Origin of the sequence: Flavobacterium seoulense (assembly GCF_000695795.1) — a bacterium.
GTDB lineage: Bacteria > Bacteroidota > Bacteroidia > Flavobacteriales > Flavobacteriaceae > Flavobacterium > Flavobacterium seoulense.
This window is the reverse complement of sequence record NZ_JNCA01000021.1, coordinates 1-12,021: the sequence shown is the minus strand read 5'-3', so window position 1 is coordinate 12,021 and position 12,021 is coordinate 1. Positions and strand designations below refer to the sequence as shown.

Annotated in this window: 10 protein-coding genes; 1 reads left to right on the top strand and 9 read right to left on the bottom strand. The window is 34.0% G+C overall.

The genetic code is table 11. The features are described from left to right. Position 1 precedes the first annotated feature (1 nt). The 9 genes from FEM21_RS11100 to FEM21_RS11060 form a co-directional block, all read right to left on the bottom strand. Positions 2 to 634, bottom strand: a complete 633-nt coding sequence (locus FEM21_RS11100; protein WP_035660443.1) for an NAD(P)H-dependent oxidoreductase — start codon at positions 632 to 634, stop codon at positions 2 to 4. A gap of 4 nt (positions 635 to 638) precedes the next feature. Continuing rightward, the gene (locus FEM21_RS11095) at positions 639 to 1,094 is read right to left on the bottom strand and encodes a MarR family winged helix-turn-helix transcriptional regulator (RefSeq protein ID WP_035660574.1); all 456 of its coding nucleotides are present in this window, start codon (positions 1,092 to 1,094) and stop codon (positions 639 to 641) included. A gap of 154 nt (positions 1,095 to 1,248) precedes the next feature. Then, positions 1,249 to 2,211, bottom strand: a complete 963-nt coding sequence (locus FEM21_RS11090; protein ID WP_051627577.1) for an alpha/beta hydrolase — start codon at positions 2,209 to 2,211, stop codon at positions 1,249 to 1,251. A 37-nt stretch (positions 2,212 to 2,248) separates the two neighbouring features. Beyond that, positions 2,249 to 4,969 (bottom strand): family 78 glycoside hydrolase catalytic domain, encoded by a 2,721-nt coding sequence (locus tag FEM21_RS11085; protein ID WP_035660442.1) that lies wholly within the window; start codon positions 4,967 to 4,969, stop codon positions 2,249 to 2,251. Between the two features lie 86 nt (positions 4,970 to 5,055). Then, complete coding sequence (locus FEM21_RS11080; RefSeq protein ID WP_201448293.1) at positions 5,056 to 5,349, bottom strand: chaperone modulator CbpM; 294 nt, start codon at positions 5,347 to 5,349, stop codon at positions 5,056 to 5,058. Then, positions 5,346 to 6,245, bottom strand: a complete 900-nt coding sequence (locus tag FEM21_RS11075) for a DnaJ C-terminal domain-containing protein (protein WP_035660436.1) — start codon at positions 6,243 to 6,245, stop codon at positions 5,346 to 5,348. The genes FEM21_RS11080 and FEM21_RS11075 overlap by 4 nt, the downstream gene beginning before the upstream one ends. A 205-nt stretch (positions 6,246 to 6,450) precedes the next feature. Beyond that, positions 6,451 to 8,688, bottom strand: a complete 2,238-nt coding sequence (locus FEM21_RS11070; protein ID WP_035660435.1) for a cation:proton antiporter domain-containing protein — start codon at positions 8,686 to 8,688, stop codon at positions 6,451 to 6,453. 139 nt (positions 8,689 to 8,827) lie between these two features. Next, positions 8,828 to 10,174, bottom strand: coding sequence for an adenylosuccinate lyase (gene purB / locus FEM21_RS11065; protein WP_035660434.1), 1,347 nt, complete (start codon positions 10,172 to 10,174; stop codon positions 8,828 to 8,830). 102 nt (positions 10,175 to 10,276) lie between these two features. Beyond that, entirely contained in the window at positions 10,277 to 10,972 is a 696-nt protein-coding gene (locus FEM21_RS11060) for an SIR2 family NAD-dependent protein deacylase (RefSeq protein WP_035660433.1), read from the bottom strand. Between the two features lie 180 nt (positions 10,973 to 11,152). Between FEM21_RS11060 and FEM21_RS11055 the strand changes: the two genes are divergently transcribed. Continuing rightward, positions 11,153 to 11,821, top strand: coding sequence for a TrmH family RNA methyltransferase (locus tag FEM21_RS11055; RefSeq protein WP_035660432.1), 669 nt, complete (start codon positions 11,153 to 11,155; stop codon positions 11,819 to 11,821). The last annotated feature ends 200 nt before the right edge of the window (positions 11,822 to 12,021 follow it).

The window sequence follows — 12,021 nt, the reverse complement described above, 5'->3', positions numbered from 1 at the left end:
ATTATAGAGTGATAAACAATTCTTCTTCTGATTTTCTAACTTTTTTGTAATGCTGCGTGTCATCTCCTTCATGACGGTAACCTAATGTTGCAATAAGTGAAGTGTTAAGTCCTAATTTATCCAGACCTAAAATTTCATTTACTTGTTCAGGTACAAAACCTTCCATAGGAGTGACGTCAATTTTTAGTTCAGCCGCTGCATTTAATAAATTTCCTAAAGCTAAATAAGTTTGTTTTGCCGTCCAAATAGATTTAGCTTCATCTGATAAAGTTACCAATTTTGATTTCATAAAATCAGCATATCCAGATAACGCTTCTACAGGTATATTTCTTGTATTGCTGATGTTATTTATATAGTTGTCAATATTTTCGTTTTGCAGCTGTGTTTCATTTGCAAAAACGATAAGGTGCGAAGCATCAACTATTTGTGATTGTCCCCAGGCTGCAGGTTGAATTTTAGCTCTTAATTCAGGATTTTCAACAATGATTACTTTATAAGGTTGTAATCCATATGAAGAAGAACTCAGACGAATTGCTTCTTTTAAAGTGTTTAAATCTTCAGTTGCTATTTTTTTTGTTGCATCAAATTTCTTTGTTGCGTATCTCCAGTTTTGATTTTCTAAAAAGTTGCTCATAATATTAATGATTTCGGTATTTTTCTAATAATGTATTTAATTGTTCTAATTCTTCAGTATTTAAATTGCTTGTAAATGCATTCTCATGTTCAATTACTTTAGGATCTAATTCTTTTAAAACATTCAATCCTTTTTGAGTAATTAGTACTTCTATTTTTCTTCGGTTATCAGGGCAAACATTTCGGGTAACAAATTCCTTCAACAATAATTTATCAACCAATCGGGTAGTGTTACTCGTTTTAGCTATCATTCGCTCCTGAAGCACGCACATATTTGCCGGATTTCCTTTTTGTCCTCTAAGTATGCGTAACACATTGTATTGTTCTCCTGATAAATCGTAAGGTTTTAAAACTTCATTAAATTTTTCACCCAAAATATTCTGTGTATACATAATATTAAGAATAACTTTTTTTGAAAGATCTAATGGAACCGTACTTTTTATTTCATCTTCAATTTTCATTCCAGTACTTTTTGTTGTTTGTTGGTACAAATGTAACACTTTTTTTATTTGTATATACAAATGTTTTAAATGTTTTTTTGAAATATTTTTTAAAAAATGGTTAATGTGTTGATATTTAGGTTTTTGTGTTTTTGTTTTTACCCGAAAAAAAGATTTAAAAACGATTGGTTTTCAATAAATTATTTTTATTTGAAGTAATTTCAGTTTTGGTTTTATCGAATAAACCTAAATCAAAGAACCATTCTTCACACAATTTAGTCCATACATTAATAGATTTTGGATTATTCATAAGAGCAATAGAATGACCGCCTTCAGGAAAAACATGTAAACTTCCTGAAATGTTTTTTTCAATCATAGACTGATAAAAAAGAATACCATTAATAGGATTCACGACAGGATCATTTTGTGCCAAAATAATAAAAGCAGCTGGAGTAGTAATTGTTACCCGATTTTCATTTGAAAAAGAATCAAGTTGACTTTGAGTTGGATTTTTTCCTAAAAAATTTTCGAGACTTCCTTTGTGTGCAAATTTACCCATAGTTATCACTGGCGAAATTAAAACCATAAAGTTGGGTTGGAAAGAAAATTGATCCAGATTATCTTTAATTGAAGAATAATCTTCAGTATGAGTTCCCAAGGTTGTAGCCAAATGTCCGCCAGCCGAAGCGCCCATTACACCAATTTTTGACGTATTAATTTCCCATTTTACAGCATTAGAACGAATTATTTTCATCGCTCTTTGTGCATCCTGAATAGGTCCTTTTTCTCTTTCGACCAAATCAGGAGAAGTTGGTAACCGATGAATTAACACAAAAGCATTAATTCCCATTGTATTAAGCCATTTTGCAAATTGGAATCCCGCAATATTGTAAGTGAGTTTTGCATAACCACCCGGCGGACAAATTAAGACAGCACTTCCTGTATTTTCTTCTTTGGATGTAAAAAAAGCATACATACCCGGTTGAGCTAGCTGGGTAATACGCTCTCTTTCTTCAATATGTTCTAATTTCATTCCTTTGGTATTAGGCATTTTGCCTTTTGACCATAACGGAATAAATTCTTGTGACTGTATTGTATTAAAACAGAAAATAAATAAAATAAGTGCTTTAATTTTCATTTTTGGTTGTGTTTTCTAATGTTTTTCAAAAAATGAATTATCGCTCTAAATGATGTTCTCCTGAGCCAATGTTATCAATGTAAAGATAATTTCCATCTTCGGTAGCAGCTATTTCTTTATTGTCTAATTTGATTTTAGTTCCTGTTTTATAGCATTTTGGCAAATATACTTTAGCGGTAATATTGTTAGGAACTGTAATTTTTAAATGGTATTTATTGTTAGTGTAATTCCAGTCGACTCTGATTATTCCTTTATCAGTAGTGTAATTTCCTTTAGCAGCAGTCAGTTTGTCTCCAAACCACAATGGCTTTATCTGAATTTTTTCATGCTGTGGTGTCAGAGCTTTTATACCTAAAATATAGTTTTGGATTCCTAATAAACCTACTGTTCCCCATGGATGAGATAAACTTTGGTTAGTGTTATTTGCATCCCAGGATTCCCAAGTTGCAGTTCCACCAAGAGCAATTGTTTTTGCCCAGCCATCCCATTCTGTATTTGTGTATAAATCGATTAAATGTTTTCCTTCATCAGCAAGACCAAGAGATTCTGGTAGCCAACGTAGTGTTACCATTCCTACGCTCATTTTTTGGCTCTTGATTTCATCAATAACTTGTTTTTTATTCGTTTCAGGAACAATATTTAAGGCATAAGGAAAAATATTAGCGTGCTGTGAAACATGCGTACTAACGGTTTGATTGTTATTTATTCCATCAATGTAAACACCGTCTTTATTAATTAATTGGGTATTGATAGCTTTTTTAATCGCTTCGGCTTTGTTGGCGTAAACTGTTTTATCGGCTGTGTTGCCTAGTACTTCGGCAATTTTAGAAATGATATTAAAATTTTCATAAGCATAAGCATCAATGACAGTTCTTGATTCGGCTGTCATATCATAACCATAACGCATTGTAGGAGGCCAGTCTATAATTCCAAATTCATAAGGACCTTTTCCGCCTTTAAGTTGGTGGATTAATCCTGTTTGTTGATTTTTATAGGTGTCAACATAATCAGCCACTTTTTTCAAACGGGGATAATTGGATTTTAAGAATTCAATATTAGCTGTTTGTGTATAATAATCCCAAACCCACACCAAATACGATTGTGTAAAATCGGGAATATCTCTGGCACCGTCAACGTTTGGATAAACGGCATTCAATCGACCGTCAGGCCAATATTGATCTTGCGATTCCATAAATTGTTTCAATGCGCGACTATTCATCGTTCGGTCATTCATTATACTCATAGACGGAACTGCCTGAGCCCAGCTATCTAATAAAAAAGCCCCTTTTTCTCGGGTAGGAGTGTCAACAAAATCTTCTTGTGCTCCTAAAATTAAAGTATGGGTCATTAATTCCCACACATTATTAAGCATGGTATTCGAAGATTCGAATGATATGTGAGCAGGATCTAATTCGAAATGACGGCTAATGAAACTAACATTATTTTGATTAAGTTCATTAGGAGTATTGTCAATTTCTAAATAACGCATCCCAAAATAAACATAAGGATTGAAAACAGAATTATTTCCACTTGGAACAAAATTAAAACTCAAATTAGTCGATTGATTCGATTTAATATCAATTTTTCCTTCTGAATTTAAGGCATAACCGCCCAGCATTTTGATAGTATCTCCTGCAGTTTTTTCATCAAAAGCAATTTTAAAACTTCCTGTGTAAATTTTGCCTAAATCAATAAGGTATTTACCGTTCCCTAAATGTTGAATGTTTTTAGCTTTGATTTCTTTTTCGATTACTCTGGTTAAATCAGATTGTAAAGTTCCTGTCCAAGGCGTAGTAGGCTGTGAGCCTATTTCAAAAGCATTTGCCCAGTTAGCGTCGTTTAGTTTTAAGTTATTCCAGTTAGCAATATTTTTACGGGCATCTACAGTTTCGATTCGGCCTACACCTTCGCCACCACGTTGCTTTTGATTTGAAGCCCATTGAGCGGCTTGTGTTTGTTTCCAGGATTTGTCAGTACCAATAATGCTTTGTGTGCCATCGGTATATTCGATAATGGTTTTTGAAATGACACCTCGTGTTCCTGTGGCGCGACCTTGACCACCACCATACCAGTGCGTTAGTAAAGCGAATAGATTTTCGGAATTTTTATTTAACAAAGCAGTAATATCCCAAGCATTATAGTAGCTATATTGTGGATAATGATGATTGAATCCTTTGCCTACAAATTGTCCGTTTACATACAATTCATAACTGTGACAGGCTGATATGTAAGTGATTGCTTTTTTGATCGTTTCGTTAGGAAGACTGGCTTTTTTTCTAAAATAAGTATAATCGTCGTTATCCTTAGAATCCCTTTTTATCCATTGTGCTAATGCCCAATCTTGGTTCGTCAATAAACCTGTTGTAAAAGTTGCAGTGACTGAATATGGACTTACATTACCGTCTTTGTCCCAGCTGCGCACCTTCCAGTAATATGTTGTTGCTGCTTTGAGCGAAGTATCTTCAAGATAAATATAGTTTTGTTTTCGGGAATTGGTTTTCTTGCTGTCCCAGATATCTCCTTTGTTTGCTTTAAGATTGTCCAGACTCGAAGAAACAATAATTTGATAAGCCGATTGAATTTCATTACTATCAGGATCGCTGGTATGCCAGCCAAAATAAGCATTGTCATTTGTACCAATAGGATTCTGTTTGTCAAAACTTCTTAAATTCAAAGGCGCATTTGGATTTGCAGCGCTAATTTCTATTAACGAAAAAAGAAAAAATACTAAGACTAAAAACTGTTTTATCTGGTTCATCAGTAGGATTTTGGTTGGTTATTTTTTAATAAGTTGCTAAAAATATAAAAAATAATTGATTTCCTACTTGTTTTATAGTCATGGAGTTAGTTTTCATACAGCAACAATCGGTTTCTTACTTGTAATAGTTCAGTTTGTAGCGCATCAATTTTTTGAAGTAAATTAAGCACCACATCAATTCCTTCAATATTTACTTCAAGATCCTGATGCATTCGCACTATTTTTTCGATCTCATATATAGATTCCTTGTGTACATATTGAATGTTATCGACAAATTGAATTTCGATTAAGCCATTCTCATTTAGAGTATTAAAAAAACTAATTTCGAGTTTATAATGCAGGCATAATGTGGTTAGGGGAATAAAGTTTTCGGTACTCATGATGCTCTTAATTTAGATAGTTCAGTAAATAATTCCAGTTCTTTGTTAGTGAGATTTGTTGGGATTTTTACCTGAAAAGTAATGTATAAATCGCCAAAATGACCTTCGTTTTTGTAAACAGGGAATCCTTTTCCTTTCAATTTTACTTGCGTTCCGTTTTGGGTTCCCGGTGTAATTTTTAGTTTTACTTTCCCGTCAAAAGTGGGCACAGTAATCTCGCCACCTAAAACAGCTTTATACAAATCGATGGTTGCGGTAGTGTATAAATTGTTTTTATCTCTTTTAAAATCAGGATGGTTTTCTATCGAAAAAGTAATGTACAAATCACCTTTTGGTCCGCCGCCAATACCGTCTCCGCCATGTCCTGAAATTTTAATGGTTTGTCCGTTTTCAACACCGGCAGGAATGGTAAAACGAATATTCTTCCCGTTAACACTAACGGTCTTTTTTTGAGTAGTATATACTTCTGCTAGGTCAAGATGTAGTTCAGTACTAAAATCACTTCCTTTAAATTGTTGGCTTCTGCCACGATTTCGACCACTGTTGCCAAATAAAGATTCGAAGAAATCAGAATAATCATCGCCATCTCTTCCGTAAGAATTAAATTCTTCATGAGAACCCGTTTTGCCGTAATACGTTTGCCGCTGATTGGCTTTTTCAAATTCGGCGGCGTGTTGCCAGTTTTCACCGTAGGCATCGTATTTTTTTCTTTTTTCAGCGTTGCCTAAAACTTCATTAGCCTCATTGATTTCTTTGAATTTCTTTTCAGCATCTTTATCATTGGGGTTAATGTCGGGATGGTATTTACGAGCTAATTTCCGGAAGGCTTTTTTAATCTCCGCTTCCGTAGCCTTTTTGTCTACTTCTAATACTTTGTAATAATCTATAAATGCCATTTTAAATAGTTTTTCAATTAGTATTTAGTTAGTGCTCTTATAGAATTTCCTAGAGGAAATTGCAGGATAATTATATCTTGATACTATAAATTTACTTAAAATTCAATTGAAAAAATAGCTCTAAAGGCTTTATTTTTAGAACGAAAACAATCAAAAATACCTGAACAAATCGTTCAGGTATTTTTGATTGTATTTAAAATGAAAATTACTCTTTAAATATCTCAGCCATTAATCGTTTCTCACCTACCAGCCATATCAAATCATTTTTTTCTAAAATAATATTCGATTCCGGGTTAAGAATACGCTGCCCTTTTCGTTCAACGCCTACTAATAAGCCATGTGTGCGTTCTCTTAACTTAGATTGTCCTACTGATTTTCCTATGAATTCTTCGTTAGTTAATTCAATTTGGCGTAATATAATTTGTTCTGTGACTTTTCTTGGGATAGCAACCTCATTTTGAGTAAGGAAATTAGAAAATTCTTTTACCTGTGCGTCAGTTCCTATCACACATATTTCATCACCAGGAAACAAACGCTCTAATTTGTTAGGAATTTGAATAATAAGTTCGCCACGTTTAATATAAGCAATATTAACACCTACCAATTCTCTCATTTTTATTTCACGCAATGTTTTTCCTGCCAAATTAGATTCTTTTGAAATTTCAAAAGTAGTCATGTGTCCGTCCCAGGGATGTAAATTAGCATAGCGTCGGTCGATTTTCTTTTCTTCTCTGTCGTTGAGATTGGTAAGGAAATGATTTTCAATTTTGTGGTATTGCTCGTGTAGTTTTTTCGGAAAAAACAAATAAATAACAATAGCAAATACCAGAGCAAAAAAGGCTGTTACAGGTGAGAAAAAGATATTTAATAAAAATCCAATGTAAAATACAGCTAATCCCATTCTGAAAAAGAAAAGCATCAAAATAGGACCTCGGTATTTTCGTTCTTCAAATAACTGATCGACTTCTTTTACGGCGACTCTGCGTAATGAAAGCGCCCATAAAAAAGGAGAAATAGCAATCATGGTGATTAATGCAGCAATAGCGTTTCCAAATCTCGAATTTTCGACTAATGGCATCACAAATTTTGAAGACATCAAGATGATAGAAGTGATAATAATAGCATGCAGTATAATTTGTACCACATGGGCTCTAATAACCACCTGCCATGTACTTACTGATTGAATAGCCTGTGCATTAGCACTATAACGATCAATTCGTCTTACCCATCTTCGGGGTAGTTTTTGTTCTAATTTTTCAGAGAAAGGTTCGGCATATTTAATTAAAAAAGGAGTCGTAAAAGTAGTAATTGCTGATACGGCAACGATTATTGGATATAAAAACTCACTGGTTACTTTTAAGGTCATTCCAAGAGTTGCAATGATAAAAGAAAACTCTCCAATTTGCGCCAGACTCATTCCGGTTTGTACAGATTGTTTTAAAGGTTGTCCCGAAATTAAAGCTCCGGCGGAGGAACTTAATGCTTTTCCAAAAACAGTTACTAAGGTAATTAAAGCAACAGGTAAGGCATAAGTAATTAAAGTGTCAGGATTAATTAACATTCCCACAGATACAAAGAAAACGGCTCCAAATAAATCTTTTACAGGCTGTATTAAATGTTCGATTTTTTCAGCCTGCGTAGTTTCAGCAATAATGGATCCCATAATAAAAGCACCCAAAGCAGGAGAAAAACCAACATTGGCAGCAAACATCACCATCATCAAACAAAGTGCTACCGAAATAATAAGCAGCATCTCGTCGGTCAAAAGGTGTTTTGCTTTTTTCAGGATTGTTGGAATAATAAAAATTCCTCCTAAGAACCAGATGATTAAAAAGAAAATTAATTTTAATACCGATTGTATTAATTCGCCTCCCGAAACCTGATTACTTACGGCAATAGTAGACAATAAAACTAGCATTAAAATAGCGACAATATCTTCGACAATTAAGGCTCCAAATACGATTCCGACGAATTTTTTCCCTTTAACACCCAGTTCGTCAAATGCCCTGATAATAATGGTTGTTGATGAAATTGAAAGTGTTGCACCCAGGAAAATACTATCCATATTGTCCCAGCCCATCCATTGTCCTACACAGTAACCTATAATGGTCATAAAAACGATTTGGGTAATCGCCGTGATAGAGGAGGTACCGCCCACTTTCATCAGTTTCTTAAAACTAAATTCGAGTCCCAAACTAAAAAGAAGAAAAATAACCCCAATTTCGGCCCAGACTTCAACACTTCGCATATCTCTTATGGAAGGGAAAAAATCAAAGTGGTTTCCAGCTAAAAATCCGGCAATTAAGTATCCTAAAACTAAGGGTTGCTTCATTTTCTTAAACAACAATACTGCAATTCCTGCAGTCATAAGGATTAATCCTAAATCGCTGATTAAGGGTTTTAAATGATGTGATGCTTCAGCAACTGCGGAGACTGTACTCATATAGTATTCGGTGTTTTTACAATTCTGCTAAATATAATAAAACGACTTTTGTTATGCAATTTTATTGTATAATTAATATGGTTTTACAAAAAAAGCTATCGATTAGGATAGCTTTTTAAAAATAAATATGTTTTTCTAATTAGATTCCTAAAAAGTTACTTGGTGTTATTTTTAATAATTCGGCTTTAATTTCATCCGAAACTTCTAATGTTCCAATGAACTCATGCATTGATTTTTTAGTAATCGCTTCGTTTGTTCTGGTCAAGCCTTTTAAAGCCTCATAAGGATTTGGATAAGCCTCACGACGTAAAATTGTCTGGATAGCTTCGGCAACAACAGCCCAGTTGTTTTCTAAATCTTCGTGGAATTTAGACTCGTTCAACAACAATTTGTTTAATCCTTTCAAAGTAGCTTCAAATGCAATGATAGTATGTCCCATTGGTACCCCCACATTTCTTAAAACAGTACTGTCAGTCAAATCGCGCTGCAATCTTGAAATAGGTAATTTAGCCGATAAATGCTCGAAAATAGCGTTAGCAATTCCTAAGTTTCCTTCTGAATTTTCAAAATCAATTGGATTTACTTTATGTGGCATAGCCGATGAACCAATTTCTCCCGCTTTGATTTTTTGTTTGAAATATTCCATCGACACATACGTCCAGATATCACGGTCTAAATCGATAATAATATTGTTGATTCTCTTTAAAGCATCAAAAAATGCTGCAAAATGATCGTAGTGCTCAATTTGGGTTGTTGGGAACGAATGGTGTAATCCAAGGTTTTCTTCAACAAATTTAGTCCCGAATTGTTTCCAGTCAATTTGTGGATAAGCCACGTGATGCGCATTGTAATTTCCGGTTGCTCCACCAAATTTAGCTGCAAACGGAGTGTTGAATAACAAACGCATTTGCTCTTCGATACGCTCTACAAAAACTGCAATTTCTTTACCTAAACGGGTAGGAGAAGCCGGTTGTCCGTGAGTGCGGGCAAGCATTGGTACATCCTTCCATTCTGCGCTTAATTCTTTTAATTTAGAAATTAAAGTAACTAGTGTAGGCATATACACCTGCTCAAAAGCTTCTTTTGTCGAAAGCGGAATAGCGGTATTGTTGATATCCTGAGAAGTCAACCCAAAATGGATGAATTCTTTGTATTCTGATAAACCTAATTTTTCAAAAGCATCTTTGATAAAATATTCAACGGCTTTAACATCGTGATTAGTTACTTTTTCAGTTTCTTTAATCCAAAGCGCATCTTCAGTAGAGAAATTTTTATAAATAGCACGTAAACTTTCAAATAAATTAGAATCTACGTTTTTTAACTGTGGCAAAGGTACTTCGCATAAAGAGATAAAATATTCAACTTCTACTAATACACGGTATTTGATTAAAGCTTCTTCTGAGAAAAAAGGAGCTAAGTTTTGAGTTTTATTTCTATATCTTCCATCGATAGGAGAGATAGCATTCAATTCGTTTAAAGTCGTCATTGTTTTGATATTTTTTCGAAAGGCACAAATATAATGAGAAGTTAGAAGCTAGCCGTTAGAAGTTAGAAGTTTTTTACTTGTTTGAGTTATTTTTTTCTTCTTTTATTGAAATTGGGCCAATAAGCTATTTTTTAAATACGGAACGCCTTCGCTGGCATTTAGCGGAATAGTTTCTAAAGGATTTCTCAAATCCGGAATCTGGATAGGATTTGGATCGATATAAAAAACAGGAATATTTTGAGGTACAAAAGCGATTAAACCGGCAGCGGGATACACTTGTAAGGAAGTACCAATAACAGCAAAATAATCGGCGGTTTCAGTAATAGTAATGGCTTCATCAAAAGCAGGAACTGACTCGCCAAACCAAACAATATGCGGACGCAATTGATTTTTTTGACTATCGACATCGCCTAAATTCAAATCACCTTCCCATTCCAGAATAAACTTAGTGTTCTTCGTACTTCTTACTTTTAAGAGTTCACCATGCAGATGTAATACTTTTTTGCTGCCGGCGCGTTCATGCAAATCATCTACATTTTGTGTAATAATATGCACATCAAAATGAATTTGAAGCTGGGCTAATTCCCGATGTCCCAAATTAGGTTTTACTTCTTTGAGTTGGCGTCTTCTTTGATTGTAAAAATCCAAAACCAATTCGGGGTTTTTTCGCCATCCTTCCGGCGAAGCTACGTCCATTACATTGTGTCCTTCCCAGAGTCCGTCGCTGTCTCTAAAAGTTTTTAAACCACTTTCGGCACTGATTCCGGCTCCTGTTAAAACGACTAATTTTTTCTTCATATTGATTTGAGGGATTATATGATTTTTTTATTACAAGAAAAGAATCACCGCAAATTACACAAATTCACACAAATTAATAAGTGCTAATTCATGTAATTTGTGATTGAATTTCGATAAAGAAATCAGTCCATTCGTGGCTTTTTTTTCTTTTTACTATTTTTGCGCCAAATACAAATAAAAATGATTGATTTAGATTACCTCGCATTTCTTGAAAATATACTGACTGATAACCGTAAAGAACGTTTTTTAGAAGTTTTAAAAAACAGAACCAAGCATTTTACTGTAGCTGTTGAAGATGTTTTTCAGTTGCACAATACCTCGGCAGTGATGCGTAGCTGTGAGGTTTTTGGAATTCAGGAATTGAATGTAATCGAAGAACGTTTTGGTAAACGCATCGACAAGCAAATTGCATTAGGTGCTCAAAAATGGGTTGATATTAAAAGACACGATTCGGTTTCAGGATGTATTAGTTCGTTAAAAAATCAGGGTTACCAAATTATAGCCACTACGCCGCACGAAATGGATTGTACGGTAGAAAAGTTTGATATTACTAAACCCAGCGCTTTGTTTTTTGGGACTGAAAAAGAAGGTTTGTCGGAAGAAGTGATGAAAAACGCCGATGGATTTCTTAAAATTCCAATGGTAGGTTTTACCGAGAGTTTAAATATTTCGGTTTCGGCAGCCATTATTATTCAGGATTTAACGAACAGATTGCGACGATCAGATATTAACTGGCAATTGACCGATGCTGAAATTTTAGAAAAACGTTTGGATTGGGCTAGAAATTCGATTAAAGATATTAAACGAATTGAAGCACGTTATTATGAAGAAAATCCTAAAAAGAATTAAGAATTAAGAATTAAGAATTAAGAATTAAGAATTAAGAATTAAGAATTAAGAATTAAGAATTAAGAATTAAGAATTAAGAATTAAGAATTAAGAATTAAGAATTAAGAATTAAGAATTAAGATTGGTATTATCTCTCTAATCTTAGTGTGATTACTTCGTCCCGAAGTGTCGGGACTCGTAATGAACTGTGCTAAAAAGCA